The following is a 15315-nucleotide window of genomic DNA, read 5'->3' as shown; positions in this document are numbered from 1 at the left end:
AGGCGCGCGACGAAATCTCCTCCCCCGTAGTCCGACCTCGCGTCTCACACTGTTTTCACAGGCACGGTCTTGATGACCATGCGATCCGTCGCTGCCTGTACGGCGTCCACTGCCTCGCCGGTAGTGGCCGCGGCCGCTGAGGCGAAGGCCACGCGGTTGAAGGAGTTGCGCAGCTCGCGCACCTCATCCCCCTGCGCGGCGAAAATGAACGCTTCCATCACACCGTCGACCGCACGGGCCTCCTCGACACCGGCGACTTCCTCGATGACCCCCGCGTCCACGGCGACGAACTGAACCGCAGTGCGCAACCGGGGCTGGTTCGGCAGCGGAACCGAGACCGGAGCACCTCGCATCACGTCGAGGAAGGCGGCGATCATGTCCGTCTCGTACGCGTGGTTGATCAACGGCATGATCATGTCGCCCGCCAGCCGACCCGCGGCCTCCACGAGGTGGGGGACACCGTCCGACACGATCCACTCTGCGTGGATGAACCCCGTGCGGAAACCCAGCGCGTCGACCAGCCGTTGAGTGTCGAGAAGGAGCCGGGCGCAGGTGTCGCCGGGAATGTCCGCGGGGACGGTATGCCCGGATTCCACAGGATACGGGCCGGGAAAGAGCTGCTTCCCCGTAACATTGCCGAACAGGCACTCCCCGTCGCTCACCAACAGCTCCACGCTGAACTCGGTTCCGCTGACGAAAGTCTCCATCAGCATGCGTGACGGAGTCGGCCGATCGGGCAGGAAGTCACTGCCGTCCGAATGGTCCTGGACCTGCTCCCATGCGGCGGGTATTTCGGACTCGGAGGTCAGAACGTAGGTGCCTATGGATGCCTGGAGGTCGGCGGGCTTGAGGATGGCCGGCAGACCGTGTTCCGTGACGAAGCTCCGCACCTCGTCGAGGGTGCGAACCTCCCATGACACCGGGTTGGCAACGCCGGCCGCCGCCGACACCCTTCGGAGTGCGCTCTTGTCCCGAAGGACAAGCGCCGCTCCCAGCCCCGCTCCCGGCAATCCGTAGCGTTCGGCGAGCCGGGCAGCGAACGGCACGGCGTACTCCAGCGCCGGTACCACCGCCACGGCACGCAGGTCGCCGAACTCCGCGAGGAACGCATCCGCGCTCCCGGGGCGCTGGTGCTCCCACTCAATCAGCTGCCAGGTGCAGTCGAGGGAGGCGAGCTGGTCGCGTACCTTGCGCTTGCGGACAACGTCGGGTTCCTCGATGAAGATGATGAGCTCGTCCGGGTCCATCCGACCGAGGAAGCGGGTCCAGTCGCCGGAGAACCCGACGAAGACCACAGTGCGCCGTGTAGTGGGCATGGAGTTCTTCACCTTCTGCAGGGGGTGGAATGGACGGCCCGGCCTCAGCAAGCGGCCGTTGAGATGATCCGGTCCAGGGCGGCTCTGCCGGTCCGGTCGGCGATGCCGGCCAGTTCGGAGACGATCTGTCCAGCGCCGGGATGTGTCACCCGTACGTATGTCGTGCGTGGTTCGACAACGCAGCCTCGGTACAACTTGGCCTCGTACGTGCCCGGGCCGAGCACCAGTTCCCGGAATCCCGCCGCCTGCGCGACCTCGATGAGCTCGTAGTAGTTCAGATTGAAGTAGGCGAAGTACTTGTCCGCGTACTCCGAGAATCCGGACATCTTGGGGTGCAGCTGGCCTCCGAACGCATAGCTGAGGCTGAATGCCTCGACACGCTGTCCGCGTTCTGCGACCAGGAACACCGCCCAGTCCCCGAAGAACCGGGCACTGCGCCGAATCAGCTCGACCAGCTGATCGGCGTTCATGTCATGGCCGTAGCGACGCAACTGCCGGGCGTGCAGCGCCGCATGCTCCGTCGAGAACTCCCCGATGTCGGCTCGTCTCACCGCCATGTCGCTCTCGGCGAACGTGCGCCGCTCCCGGCGCACGTTCGTCCGGCGCTTTCTGGGAAGCCGGGTGAGGAAGTCGTCGAACGAGTCTCCTTGTACGGGCAGCACTGACTGGGCCAGCGAAGTGACGCCGACGTAGCCCCGCCCCTCAAGCGTCTCGCGCAGCCGGCAGGCGGATGCTGGGACATGCATGACGGCACTCGTCGGACAGCCCCAGCGCTCCGCCGTCCTCTCCAGTTCATCGATCAGGGACGAGACGACCGGTGCAGTGTCTGAGGCGACGATCCCAGGCGCATAGGCGCCGGGAAGGATCGCCGCAGCCGTGGGCGCCAGGTCGGCCAGAAGGGGTCGTACAGCGCCAAGGAGCGTCGATACCCGTTGCCGGTCGACGGAATCGGCGGGAGGTTCGGCGCCGAGGAAGGCAAGCGGGTCGTTTGCCGGGAACCCGCCGCGTTCCAGACGCCGCACTGCCAACGCACCGTCATTGTCGGAGGTGACGGCGTAGTGCAGGCCGCTGGTGTCCGTCGGTTCATTGCATTCCAACCACTGTGGCGTACAGAACAACGAGGCCGCCCGCTGCGTGGCAGCCGACCACAGGGGTGACAGATCGGCGATCGAGGAGGAGGTGCGCATCGTCTCGTCACCCGGCCCTCTTGTGAACCCTACGGATCACGGCCAGTACCCCCGGTAGGAGCTGCCGCGGACGACCCGGCGCCGTCGGCCCTCGGCTAGAGGGCCGGCCCGATGGATGGTGTCGGTGTCGAAGACGAGCAGCGAACCGGCGGGCGCCTGGAAGGTGAGGGCACGGGAAAGGAGGAAGGACTTGTACTGTCCGTAGAGCGTGTGGAAGAGCTCCTCGGAGTGCTGGTTGAAGACGTCGATCCGGATCTTCCTGAAGTCGTCGAACGTCAACCACTCGCTCTCCCGGAGGCGACTGGTCGCCGAAGTAGTGCCGGGGATCGCCTGGAAGGGACCGTTGTCGCGATCCACGTCATCCAGGTACACCAAGAATTTGAGCGCGCCGATCTCGTCGAAGTGGTACCACGTGATCTCCTTGTCCGGCTTGAAATCGTCCGTCAGGATGAGGTGCCGGTTGAGAGTGCACGGCAGGCCCAGATAAGAGGACGCCACGGAGGCCATCCACTCCTGGGTGAATATCTCGTGGGTCCGGGGTAGGGCCTGCTTGAGTTCGTCCCCGTGGTTGTACTTGAGGTGCAGCCCGGTGCGGCTCTGGCCGTAGCGCTGGGATATGTCCTTGCCCTCGGGTGTCAGGGTCTCCAGCTCAGTACCCTTGGCGGCGGCGAAGGCACCCTCGAATTCGTCCTGGAGGTCGCTCAGCTCATCCCCGGCCAGCCAGCCCGGCACCACGGCCACGCCGAATTCCATGACCCTTTTCGTGACCTCTTGGACAAGGTCTTGACTCTCGCAATCCACCGTCAGGGCGGAAATACCGACACGCCCAGAAGTCAGGTCACCGATAATCATGGGATCACCTTATTTCTTCTTTCTTTTCCAGGGATTTCTACATCGTGTCCAGCGTGGCGCGAGCACGGCTCTCGCGTTCGAAGTAGCGCAGTAGCAATACCGCGATCAGAAGATGGCCGAGCGCGACCGCGCACTCCGCAGCGACCTCCCGCAGGCCCTCGGCCTTCCCCAAGCCTGTGTCGGTGACGAAGGCGCGTGCCGCGGCGGCCGCGTGCGTGAGAGGAAGCACATCGCCCACGATGACCATCCAGGCCGGCAGGACATCGCGAGGAATGTTGGCGCCCGTGACCAACAAGAGCACCGCAGCAGCGACGTTCGACACAATGAACACGTCTCGGAAGCGAAGCCCGAGGGCCCCCAGGACCAGGCCGAATGCCGAGCCCGACAGGGCGGCGGACGTCAATGCGAGCAAGAGGCCGGGAACGGCGCCCAGCGGGATACTCAGTCCCAGCAGCAGCGCTCCGCCGGTGAGTACGAAGACGGTGACGAACAGACCGTTGGCGGCGTAGGGCAGGGCACGCCCGATCCAGAGGAGGACTCGGCTGCGCGGGCTCAGCAGCACGACTCCCAGAGTTCCGTAGCGTCGCTCGTTCGCCACCGCCATGGTGCCTCCGAGGACACAGGCGTTGGAGACAGCGAGTACAGCGTTGCCCAGAAGGTAGAAAGTGTCGTCGGCCACTCCCAGCTGGCGCCCCAGGTAGACGAAGAAGAGCAGCTGCAGCAGCGGACCGGCCAGCAGTGTGCCGACGAACATCGACGGCGTCGCGCCTACGAACAACGCCCGGTAGGAGATGGCCCCGCCGATTACCAGCAGACGGACGGAATTGATGAACGCACGCAACGTGGGAGCTCCTTCAGCTGAGTGCCAGCGTGGCGGCCTGACGCGCCCGCCGCTCGACCAGGCCGAGCACAGCGACGGCCACCGCGGTGTACAGCACCCCGAGTCCGAGACCAGCGGTGAGCGGACCGAGCACATCTCCCCCTGACGTCGCGGCCCTCAACGCCCTGGCTCCCCAAGTGGTCGGAAGGATCATCGAAATCGGAGCCGTCCACCCCGGAAGCACGCTCATGGGGGTCAGAACCCCCGATAGCAGCCAGACCGGCGCCTCAAGGGCGTTCGTCAACGCGTGCGCGTGGCGGAGCAGCACGAAGGTGCTTGCCAGCAGAAGTCCCATCATGCCCATCGACAACACGCATCCCGGCAGTGCCACAAGGAGCAGAACGGGATGGGCGAAATCCAGCGGAACCGAAAACAGCAGCACCCCCCACAGCACTGTCGCCGCCATGGCATAAGTACCGATGATCGCGGTTGCCACGGTGACCGGCAGAAGGATCAAGGCCAGCGGCGTGGGTGCGGCCACAAGCATTTCCAGGGTGCCCAACCAGCGCTGATTCTGCACTGCGGCGCCGGACCCGAAGAGTACCGAGGTCCAGATGCCCATCAGTCCTGCTCCCACAGCGGCTTCCAGGAGACGCTCGGGGTGGCCACTGGCCCGGAAGAGGTAGGTGGCGAGGGTGGCGTAGACGATCGGCAACAGGACGGCGAAGGCCACTTCGAGCGCCGAGCGCGACATGTAGGTGACGTGTGTCCGTACCCCGACAGCGAGCAAGCGGGGTATCCGTCGTGCCGGGACGCTCACGTCAACTCCCGTGTCCTGCTTGGCGGCCGCTCGGCACGGCCACGCGCTCCTCCGTCGTGCCGGCGGAGTCCGCGACGCCCTCCACGATGGCCACGTACGCGTCCTCTAGGCTCGGTTCCCGGTCAGTGACGCGGCCGATCCGAAGTCCGTCGAGCGCCGCCAGCACGGCGCCGTGCTGATCGGTGCCCTGACGGCTCTGCACCACGATGGTCTGGGCCGTGCCGCGATCCTCCACCTGTACCGCCCGTACGCCGGGCAATCGGCGGATCCTCGTCACGTGGTTCTCGCCCGCACCGTACGCCTCGACTTCCAGTATGTTCCGGTCCGTCACTCCCGCCTTGAGTTCCGCCGGCGTGCCGACCGCTTGGATGGTGCCTGCGGCAATCACTGCCATCCGGTCGCAGAGTTCGTCGGCCTCGGCCATGTAATGCGTCGTCAGCAACACAGTGGTCCCGCTTTCCTTGAGCGCCAGAATGGTGCGCCGCAGATCGCGCGCGGCAACCGGGTCCACGCCGATAGAGGGCTCGTCCAGAAACAGAACATCGGGCCGGTGAAGCAGGCCCCGGGCGATGTGAAGGCGTTGGCGCATCCCTCGCGAGAACCCTTCGACACGCTCGTTCTCTCGACCGGTGAGGCCGACGACTTCCAGGAGCTCGGCGATACGGCTGCGTTGTTCACGCGGGTCAACATGGTAGATCTCGGCGAAGTAGCGCAGGTTGTCCAGGGCGGAAAGTCGGTCGTAAAGACCTCTGTCACCGCCGAATACGTAGCCGATCCTGCGTCGTACCGCGACAGGATCCCGGGTGACATCGTATCCGAGTACACGAGCCGTTCCGGAAGTGGGCAGAAGCAGGGTGTTGAGCATTTTGATCGTGGTCGTCTTGCCAGCACCGTTTGGACCGAGCAACCCGAAAAGCTCGCCGTTCGCAACCTCCAGGGAGACTCCTCGAACGGCATCGACGGAATGTCGACGGGGCCGCAGTAGACCATTCCTGGAAATGTAAGTCCGACATAGGTCAACTGCTTCGATTGCAGGCATGCTTGAAGCTTAGAGAAGGCGTCCTATCCAATCAAGGGAGACCGTGTCCAGACGCCGGACCTCGTGGCTCTCAGGCGTTCAACGCGGCATGCCATGGGCTGATGTCCAGTCCCGGGTATCGACGGCTCAAACCCTCAATGACGTCCTCGTCGTAGGCTTCATGGCCGGGCGGCGGGAAACCGAAGAGTTCGAGCTCAGGCGGTGTGGAGCCAGCGACGAAGCGCTGCCAGGACGGCACCATGGCGATGCGTTGGAAACTCTGCAGCCCGAGCCAGTCGGTACCAGCCACCTTGTAGGAGAGGTTCATCCAGATCCGTTCACCCTCGGGCTCTGTCATATTCACCGCTCGATGCCAGATATCCGGCGCATAGACGAGGAGGCTGCCCGCTCGGCCGGGAAAGGAGACCTCCGCCTTGTACAGCTCCGGATGAGTACCTCGCCACACGCGATAGGGCACGGGGGGCATTTCCCGGGTGAGGCCCCTCGGTACGAGACGTGTTGGCGCACACCCCTCCGTCACATCCGTCAAGTACAGGAACATCTCGACTTGTCGAGGGCGAGACTTCTTCTTGGGCACCAGCAACGTATGCGAAGAGTAGTCGAGATGATGGGGTTGTTCGTAATCCGTCGCACCTGTGTATTTCGCCCACAACTGGGCTTGGTAGAGACGCAGGTCGCGAGAACCGAGCAGAGTGGCGGCGACTTCCGTTATCCGAGGATGGACGGTCAGCCGGTTGAGTGTCTGCCCGGCCCAAGGGAAGTCGATCTGTCCCGCGAACTGCTCCGGATTTTGCGTGAATAGTTTGCGACGCCCTTGAGATTCATGCGGCGCTCTTGACGGGGTGCGCGGGCGGGACTCCTTCCGTGTTGCCGCATACTCGGCACCCGAAGGGTATATACCACCCAACTCTGCCAGAACATCTACCAGTTCTTCTTTCCCCAAGAGCTCGGGAATCAGGAAGAACCCGTCCTTCTCCCAACTCCGCTGGTACGCATGCAATGGATGACGCTCCTTGTCGATCTGGATCAGCTCTCCGAACCGGCGCTGCCATTCGGCGCACCCGTCGCCCAGGTACGAAGGCGTTCCGCCAGGTCTGGTTTCGAGACCAGGTCCAAGGCATGAAGTGCCGCCTCCAACTGAGCGGCGTTCTTAGGACCGATGACGATGCGCGTGACGGACGGAACGCTGAGACAGAACGCGATCGCCCAGGCCGCCGGCGCAGTCGTCCTCGCTGTGGGCGGGGACCCCGGCTCCCGCACCGAGTGCACGGCGCGCGCGAAGCCGTGCGCGGCGGCCCGCATGACAGCCTGGGTTTCGGCCGGGAGGTGGGATCTCCAGTCCGTTCCTGGTATCGGCACGAAGTCGGGGTGAGCCAGGAAGCCATAGGCCAGCGGCTGCATCGCCCACACCTCCCAGCCCCGCGCGTCCAGGCGTCCGGCCGCCGGGCAGGCGACGCGGTGGTTCACCGCGTTGAGTTCGATCTGGGCGATCCGTGCGCCGGGCGGATGGCAGCGCTCCGCGAACTCGGCCAGGGCCTCCGGGAAATGGCTGGCCACCCCCACCGTGGCAGCAGGGAACCGGTTCTCCAGCGAGCGGAGCGTCTCAGCCAGGGAACCGTCGCTGATGGAGCGGATGTCGGGGTCCTTCACCAGGATGTAGCCCGGACGTCCCGCGAACGCCGCACCGTACTCGATCTCGGCGACCAGCCCCGGAAGGCTCAGGTCGCTCACCGGCCCCCGCCCGGTGAGTGGCCGACCGGGTTTGGCGACGTTGCGCCACCACCGCCCACGGGTGCGCTGCCACTGGCCCACCCTCCGCAGACCCTCGCCGGCGCCGTAGCCCGGGGCCGTGTCGATGATCCTCAGGCCCGCTTCCCACGCCCGGTCCATCGTCTCGTAGGCCACGTCGTCGGCGACTTCACCATAGGAACGGTCGATGGGGAGACGTCCCCGGCCCGAGAGGCCCCAGGTGCCGAGGACGAGGCTGTCGGACGCCGTCCGCGCGGGCATCAGGCCGGCACCGTCGGCTCGGCGGCGAGCGCGCCCAGAAGGTCATCGCGCAACTGGGTCAGCGTCCGGACGGACAGCGGTAGCCCAGTCACCTTCGCGGGTACCGCAGGCGGGAGATGCGCGTTGATCGTCACCGTGCCGTCGGAGGGGAACATCACGAAGTGGTAGTCCCGCCATTCGATCCCGTAACCCGATCCCTCTCTCAGCACTTCCCTTGAGGTGCAGGTGAGCCGGGGTGTGTCCTGGGATCCGGCGTTGTCGAACCGTAGATGGTGGTACGAGCCCTTGATGATGCGTGTGGCGAAGGAGCGCCGGTGGTAGTGCGGGCTGAGAGTGCCGCCGCGCCAGAGTCTGTCGAACCGCTCCCGGCTGAACAGGTTGATCCGGACGAGCCCCACGCCGTCGCGTTCGGCCACGGTCAGAACGCGGGGATCGACGTCCGGCGTCTCAGCGTCGTGCCGGGCCAGACGGACCAGATCCTCGACGCCGAGAGACGCCGTGTGCTCGGCTGTCGCGGCACGCCAGTCGATGTCCGCCCCCAGGGCCGCCTCCATCTGCGGCAGCAGCGGCCTGCCTGCGTCGACGCGGTCGAGGAGAGTTGCGATCGCGTTCATACCGTCGCCTTCTGGTGCCGTTCCTGACCCATCGTGATGAGGTCGTTCTGCGTGTAGTAGCGGACCGACCCCTCAGCCTTGGCCACGCCGGCGAGCAGCAGCGCCCTGGCCAGCGTCATCCGGGACTGGACCTCGTCCAGTCTGCGGTTGGTATCCGCGATGGCCTCCGCCGCCGTCGGCGCGTCGGCCCCGGACAGGTCCTCGACGGCCTGCTCGACGACGCGGACGAACGTCTCGTTGCACAGCTCTTCGAAGCGGTCGATCGACCGCTTCACTTCGGGCCTGCGGCCCGGCACCGTGCGGCGCCACTCATAGGTGACTGATGACTGCAGTCCGGCGATGACCTCCATGAACGGTGCGAAGCGAGCTGCCGTCAGCTCGGTGACTCGCTTGGCGATGGCCGTCCGGGGATCCAGGTACTCGGACGACAGTGTGGCTCCGTGGTCGCGCAGCGCGCCGTCGTGTTCGATGACCCGGTTGAGCGGTGTCCCGAAGTGCGGATCGACGGCACTGTTCACGGTGACCGGTTTCAGTTCGTCGATGCTCCGGAGGAAGTCCAGGTTCGCTCCCACCTCGGTCAGGGTGGTCCGGTGGTTGAACATCATGAAACCCGGCTGGAATGACAGTCCGAGGGATTTGATGACGCGTACCGCTTCAAGGTTCTGGCGTACTGATTGGCCCTTGCCGTACAGGCGCAGCGTCTCGTCGTCGCCTGTCTCCAGACCGACGAAGACGTGCTTGAGACCGCCGCGGGCCAGTGCGGTCAGTACCCGTTCGTCCACATTCTCGGCTCGGCAGGACATGGCGAAGCCGACAGGCAGCTTCAGCTCCTCCAGTTCTTGTCCGATCATGAGGGCACGTTCGTGTCCGGCTTCTGTACCGCCGAAGAACTCGTCGTCGACGACGAGGAGTTCGATCAGCCCGAAGCGTTCGTGGAGGGCGGCGATCTCCGCCACTGTGTGTGCGACCGACCGCGCCAGCCATCCTCCGTTGGCCAGCGGCCGGTCGCGTTCGAGGCCGTAGAAACGCGGAATGCTGCAGAAAGTGCAGCGCGCGTAGCAGCCCCTGCTGGTGGAGACACAGACGAGCCCGTCGAGGTCGATGATCTCCTGCGTGAGGTCGCGAGCCGGCGGTGCGAGAGTATCGAGGTTGTGTACCCGCGGCGCGGGCTTCCACCGGACGCCGTCGTCCCACCGGGCGTACACACCAGGAACCGTACGGGGGTCGTCGCCGTTCCGGACCGCCTGCGCGTAACCGACGATGGGCCCCTCTCCCTCACCCGCCACCACTGCGTCGACGGCGGGGTTGGCGTCCAGGACGCGGCGCGGGATGAAGGACGCGGCGTGCCCACCGACGACGATGTGGCCCCCGTATCCGGCTTCGCGCAGCATCAGACACACGCGCGCGGTCCGCTCGGGGAAATGGTTGAGGATGACCGTGAAGCCGACGACGTCTGGCTGCTCGTCCAGAATGCGGCGTACGGTCTCCTCCTCGCTCCAGTCGTAGAGCATGCCGTCGAGCATCGTGACGTCGACGCCGTGGTGTCGCAGCGCACCCGCGCAGTAGGCGATACCCAGACACTCAACCGGCTTGCTGAACTTGTGCAGGACGTCGACCGGCGGCCTCACGAGAACGGTCTTGCCCATGGAGGCCCCCATCAGAAGACGAACTGGGTCGTGTGGCCGAGCAGGCGCACCGGGATATTCCACGCGCGTTCGAGGTCGCCCCAGTGCCTGCCGACGAGATCCCGGCCGTGTGCGTTGAATCCGGTAGCGGGCACGAGAATGAGGTCAGGTGTACGCCCCGTTTTCTCCTGGTGCCGGACGAGTGCCGCATGGATGTCACCCACCGTGCACATGTCCATGACCCTGATGTTGCCTCCGAGATAGTCGTTGGTGGCGACGACGAAGTCGATGCAGTCGGCATGGTCGGCGACAGAGCGCTCGATGAAGGCCCGAGCGGCGGGGAGCATGAGCGATGAGGTCACGAGCCAGCTGTACCGCGACCCGACATCCTCGATCTGCTGGGCGATCCCGCGAGCGTCGCCGCTGCTGATCGAGGGAGCCGTCACCACGCCGTGCGGCACGAGGTACTTTCCGATGTAGGGACCCGTGTAGGGATACGTCGGCGGGAGCTCGGTGTCCAGCATCAGGTCCAGTGACTGGCCGGCCCGCCGAATACGCAGCTTGACCAACCCTTTGACCAGCATCAGGGAGCTCACCACCTCCGACCTCGTGGTGGGGCGCAGGTAGCCGACGCCGACGATGACATCTCCGGGCCGCAGCCCACATGCGGCTGCGGGCGAGCCGGGGATGGTGCCGATGACGCGGGCCGCCAGCGGGTCGTCGTAGAAGAAGTTCTCCTCGTAGGCGCTGGGAATCGCGATGATCGGCACGTGGGTCTTCTCCCGCATGGACTGTGCCCATTCGATGACGCTGCCCCAAAGGATGTCCGTATCGAAATCCATTGGGGAAGGGTGGTCGCGGGTGAAGCCCGGCTCGTTGACCCGGATGAAATTGGGGTCGAGCTCCGAGACGGTCTCGATCGTCCGGGTCAGGTCCTCCAACGGAAAATCGGGCGTCGCGACCAAGCTCACGCCGAAGGGGATCTCATGCTTGCGCAGTTCTTGCAGACAATGCAGCGCCGTCCAGGTGCGGTTGGGCCGCTCCTTCATCACCTCCTGTCGCAATGGCTCGTCGACCGTGTTTGTCGACACCACGAAGTGGACCGGCTTGACCTCCGCCAACTGCTCCACGATGCGTGGCGTCAGCGGATTTCCGTTCGTGGTGAAAAAGAAGGGACGATCCGTCGTCTCCCGAAGGGTCTTCATCACCTCCGGCAGCCGAGGGTCGACGAGGAACTCGTTCAGTTCCCACTGGGCGGAGAACAGGGCCCGACGTTCCTGCGGCCTGTAGTAGGCGATACGCGTGTCGAGTTCGTCGCGGGCGATGCTCTTCTTAGCCCGTGCGATGGCCAGCGTGTCCGGATTGCCGAAGAGGTAGCAGAAGGAACACGCCACGTTGCATACGCGGGCCAGGTGCTCGTAGACCTCTGACGGATGCCCATGGGACGGCACGACCCAGTCCCCGGTGCGGCGCAGGCGGAAGCCCTCCGGCTCCGTGTGCTCGCCGTTCTTGGAGATACGCAGCAGCGGCGCGAGAAGCGACCAATGTCTGGCCAGGATCGGAATGGTGGGCTCGGTCTGTGACACGGAGAAGAGCGGCTGCCTCCTGATGGCAGTCTTGGCGTTCTCGGTACGCTCAGCCAGCGGGTGAGGCTGCGCCAGGGGCCGCACCCTGAGGGGGAAATAGCCAGATCCGGTCAATAGCGCCGACGGGTTGACGAATTCACCGTCCACCAGGAGATCGACCTCGTCCAGGACGATCTCCAGAAGCGAGACAAGATAACTGCGCTGACCGTCCTTTTCCTCCGCCGGCGGCAAGGGGTACGAAAAGGCGAAGTCGCCGGAGAGATCCGGGGCGTGGTCCCAGGATCCGCCAGTGGCACCGTCGACAGTGACCCACTCGGCCGCGAAGAGAGGCACCTTGGCATTCTCGGGGATGGTCAGGTCCAGCAGTGCCGTCAACGATTCGCCGATCAGATCCTCGGGCACGCGATGCAGCCCGGTAAGGGGCACGCTCTCCCCGAGTCCGTAGGCAGGCGCAGAATGCGGGTCGCGGCACCGCAAGCGGTAGGCGGACGGTTGCAGCGTCTCGCCCCGGCTGTTCTGGAGTGTCACGCCGCTCAATGTGAATCCGAGAACGGATCCGATGTACCGGTGAAAGGCTTCTCGGACCCTCGGCAGCCCAACCGCCGGTTCGGTTTTCAAGAGTGACATGAGCGTCAGTTCTCCTCTTCAGCGCAGATCCATCGGGGCTTGAGACGGGCCTGTGCCCGTACCGCACAGTCTGATGCGGGTGCCCTTGAGGCCGCCTTCGCGGAAACACGAAACGTGCCTCCGCGAAGGCCAGGTGCATCACAGTCCGCAGAAGGACCTAGATGCCCCTTCAGACCATGTTGAGCGTCGAGATGTCCGCAGAGAGTGACCGCGTAAGGGCCTCGGCCCGCTCAAGCAGGTCTTCCCGAGTCCAGCCCTGAGCGGCAATGAGTTCCTCGGCCTTGGCCTCGTCGCTCAGCGCCTCCATGAGGTCCTCGACCGATATGTCGAGTTTCTCTTCAAGGACCGCAACGGTGGGAGACATAGCCCCTCCATTCGTTCGGTGAATATTTACCTTGCGCAAGAACACTGACACGGTCCCATGAATGCAGGCAAGGGTGTCCAAGCCGGTCACAGGACAGCCTAAATCTGAGTCCACGTAAGGATATTCAGCCGTAAATAGAGCATCGGCGATATCTGCTGAATATACCGAGAAAATGAAATTTGCAGCACGGAGCCCATGTTTTCTCGCGGTCTGCGAGGAGGGGTGAATGAAATGGCCGCACAATCGTATTGCACGCGAAGGTCACCCCACCTCGGCAGGCGAGTTTAGACCCTGGCACCCGGAACTGGATCTCCTCCGGCACGAAATCCAGAAGCACTCTCCGGAAGCGTTCACGAAAAGTGATGAAGTGGCGGCTCAGAAACGAAAGATCAATGCTGCACAATGGTCCCGGCAAGCGCTTCGGACTGTAGTCGCACCCCACCGCGTCCAACAATGCGCCGACGCGCCGGATACACCAGGCTCCACAGTGCCCGACCACTATCCGAGAGGCTCATGCCGTCCTCCGCCGCTTGTCCAACTGCGCACCGTGAGCGGTTGGACGACAGTTCGCGTGCCCTCTGTCCGGACCATCGACCGCGGCTTCAAATCCAAGCCCGCAGCCGAGCGTTGACGCCTGTGACCGGTACCTGCACTTCGGTTCTGCGGAACGCACCCTAACAAGGCCGACACAATAAGCCGAGTGGTCGGTGGGCGATCAGGCAGCAGGCGACTCGAGGCGCGCCCCCTGGTCCGGGCTCGGGCCAGCGCCGGGATGTTTGTTTCGTCCCTGGTACATGAAGTCGTGCACCACGGCGTCGCAGGTGCCGTTGCGGCCTCGGGACGCGGCAGCCTTGGCAGGGCTGGCCCGATTGCCTCACTAGTGGACACTCGCGGACGAACAGCCTGGCATCGCGCGCGAATTGGCCTATGTCTTCGGCGACGCTCAGTGTGCCGAGCGTGATGCGGTATTCAGCGTCGGTTGAGTCCCGGAGCGCGCAGTCAGGCCCCTATGGGCGTTTCTCTCGTGCTAAGGGCTGTCCCGCGCCAGGGATTCGTCGTTAATTCGTCTATGAGTGCTTCTGCGGATGTTCCGGTGCCACGTCGCGGTCCGAAGTTGGAACCGTTGTTGTTGTCTCCTGATGAGCGTGTGGTGTTGGAGCGTTGGGCCCGCAGGGCGTCATCTGCGCAGGCAGTGGCCTTGCGCGCCCGCATCGTGTTGGCATGTGACGGTGTTGATAGGCCACCGATTGTCGTGGTGGCGCGGGAATTGGGCATCGCGGCGGACACGGTCCGCAAGTGGCGTCGCCGGTTTCTGGCCGCCCGGCTGGACGGGCTGGTGGACGAACCGAGGCCGGGCCGGCCGCCCACCATCAGTGTTGATCAGGTGGAGGCGGTGGTGGTCAGCACGCTGGAGGAGATTCCGAAGAACGCCACTCACTGGTCTCGTGCGTCCATGGCCGACCGCAGTGGCCTGTCGAAGTCGGCCGTGGGCCGGATCTGGCGCAGGTTCCAGCTCAAGCCACACCTGAGCGACACGTTCAAGTTGTCGACGGACCCGCTGTTCGTGGAGAAGGTCTACGACGTGGTGGGGCTGTATTTCAACCCGCCCGAAGGTGCGGTGGTGTTGTCGGTGGACGAGAAGTCCCAGATCCAGGCCCTGGATCGCTCGCAGCCGGTGCTGCCGATGATGCCCGGCATGCCCGAGCGCCGGACCCATGACTATGTGCGCAACGGTCTGACCACTTTGTTCGCCGCGTTCGATATCGCCACCGGCGAGGTGATCAGCGCACTGCACCGCAGGCACCGGGCGGCGGAGTTCAAGAAATTCCTGGTCAGGATCGACAAGGAGGTGCCGGCCCATCTCCAGATCCATCTGATCCGGGACATCTGAGCGACCTTCGAGGAAACGTCGTCGCATCATCTCCGGACCATGCCGGGCACCGGCCGGCGACCGCCGGTCTCTGCCCGGCCCAGGGGCCGCCGACCCGCTCAGTCGGCGGCCCTTCGCTCTTTTCAGCTCAGCGCGACGGTGATGTCCTGCTCCTTGCTCGCGTGGAACGTGGGCAGCGGGAGGCCGCTGCCGCTCAGCTCAATGACCGTGGCCTCGACGTGCGCCGCGCCCGGAACGAGGGTGCCGGGTGCGCGCTTCTCCGAGTTGGCCCAGCGGTGCTCCGCGCCGTCGCAGAGCGCCGAGGAGCCGCCGATGCCGTGGCGGACCCGGGGATCGCCCTGGGACACCGAGGAGGACACGAACACGGACCCGACGGCGCCCGTGCAGCGGTAGGTGCCGGAGAGGGTGATGGTGCCGTCGGCGGCGACCGTGGCGGTGGGGTCGACGGTCACCTCGTCGTACGGGGCGGACCGGGCGACGGCGGACGGGGCGAGAAGCAGGAGCAGGGCGGCAGCGGCGGCCGCGCCGATGGCCTGGCGGACGAACATGGGGTACCTCCTGGAA

The 15315-nt window shown here is 65.2% G+C and carries 13 protein-coding genes and 1 pseudogene; 1 reads left to right on the top strand and 13 read right to left on the bottom strand.

The window, feature by feature from the left end:
* Positions 1-44: 44 nt before the first annotated feature.
* The 12 genes from ABZX90_RS00970 to ABZX90_RS00915 form a co-directional block, all read right to left on the bottom strand.
* Complete coding sequence (locus tag ABZX90_RS00970; protein WP_355200618.1) at positions 45-1316, bottom strand: ATP-grasp domain-containing protein; 1272 nt, start codon at positions 1314-1316, stop codon at positions 45-47.
* Between the two features lie 44 nt (positions 1317-1360).
* A complete protein-coding gene (locus ABZX90_RS00965; protein WP_351121330.1) occupies positions 1361-2503 on the bottom strand; it encodes a GNAT family N-acetyltransferase in 1143 nt (380 codons plus the stop codon).
* Positions 2504-2539: 36 nt separating this feature from the next.
* Positions 2540-3256 (bottom strand): phytanoyl-CoA dioxygenase family protein, encoded by a 717-nt coding sequence (locus ABZX90_RS00960; protein WP_351121332.1) that lies wholly within the window; start codon positions 3254-3256, stop codon positions 2540-2542.
* Between the two features lie 136 nt (positions 3257-3392).
* Positions 3393-4196 carry an ABC transporter permease gene (locus ABZX90_RS00955; protein WP_351121334.1) on the bottom strand — a complete coding sequence of 268 codons (804 nt, stop codon included), beginning with the start codon at positions 4194-4196 and terminating at the stop codon, positions 3393-3395.
* Between the two features lie 13 nt (positions 4197-4209).
* Positions 4210-4995 carry an ABC transporter permease gene (locus tag ABZX90_RS00950; RefSeq protein ID WP_351121336.1) on the bottom strand — a complete coding sequence of 262 codons (786 nt, stop codon included), beginning with the start codon at positions 4993-4995 and terminating at the stop codon, positions 4210-4212.
* Position 4996: 1 nt separating this feature from the next.
* Positions 4997-6034: an ABC transporter ATP-binding protein gene (locus tag ABZX90_RS00945; protein WP_351121337.1), complete on the bottom strand. Its 1038-nt coding sequence runs from the start codon at positions 6032-6034 to the stop codon at positions 4997-4999.
* A 70-nt stretch (positions 6035-6104) separates the two neighbouring features.
* Positions 6105-7034: a phytanoyl-CoA dioxygenase family protein gene (locus tag ABZX90_RS00940; protein ID WP_351121339.1), complete on the bottom strand. Its 930-nt coding sequence runs from the start codon at positions 7032-7034 to the stop codon at positions 6105-6107.
* A gap of 26 nt (positions 7035-7060) precedes the next feature.
* Positions 7061-8044 (bottom strand): aldo/keto reductase, encoded by a 984-nt coding sequence (locus ABZX90_RS00935; RefSeq protein ID WP_351121340.1) that lies wholly within the window; start codon positions 8042-8044, stop codon positions 7061-7063.
* Positions 8044-8658, bottom strand: coding sequence for a hypothetical protein (locus ABZX90_RS00930; RefSeq protein WP_351121342.1), 615 nt, complete (start codon positions 8656-8658; stop codon positions 8044-8046). The genes ABZX90_RS00935 and ABZX90_RS00930 overlap by 1 nt, the downstream gene beginning before the upstream one ends.
* Positions 8655-10304, bottom strand: coding sequence for a radical SAM protein (locus ABZX90_RS00925; protein WP_351121343.1), 1650 nt, complete (start codon positions 10302-10304; stop codon positions 8655-8657). Before ABZX90_RS00925 ends, ABZX90_RS00930 begins: the two co-directional genes overlap by 4 nt.
* 11 nt (positions 10305-10315) lie before the next feature.
* Complete coding sequence (locus ABZX90_RS00920) at positions 10316-12397, bottom strand: radical SAM protein (RefSeq protein WP_351121345.1); 2082 nt, start codon at positions 12395-12397, stop codon at positions 10316-10318.
* Positions 12398-12665: 268 nt separating this feature from the next.
* Positions 12666-12860: a hypothetical protein gene (locus ABZX90_RS00915; protein ID WP_351121347.1), complete on the bottom strand. Its 195-nt coding sequence runs from the start codon at positions 12858-12860 to the stop codon at positions 12666-12668.
* Between the two features lie 1093 nt (positions 12861-13953).
* Between ABZX90_RS00915 and ABZX90_RS00910 the strand changes: the two are divergent.
* Positions 13954-14748: pseudogene (locus ABZX90_RS00910) on the top strand (IS630 family transposase); the annotation flags it as partial.
* A 125-nt stretch (positions 14749-14873) separates the two neighbouring features.
* Here ABZX90_RS00910 and ABZX90_RS00905 read toward each other — a convergent pair.
* Positions 14874-15299, bottom strand: coding sequence for a DUF6299 family protein (locus ABZX90_RS00905; RefSeq protein WP_351121349.1), 426 nt, complete (start codon positions 15297-15299; stop codon positions 14874-14876).
* Positions 15300-15315 lie beyond the last annotated feature (16 nt).

The organism is Streptomyces sp. NPDC002935, assembly GCF_040611295.1.
GTDB lineage: Bacteria > Actinomycetota > Actinomycetes > Streptomycetales > Streptomycetaceae > Streptomyces.
Note: the sequence above shows the minus strand (reverse complement) of the source record. Positions and strands in the feature narration are given on the sequence as shown.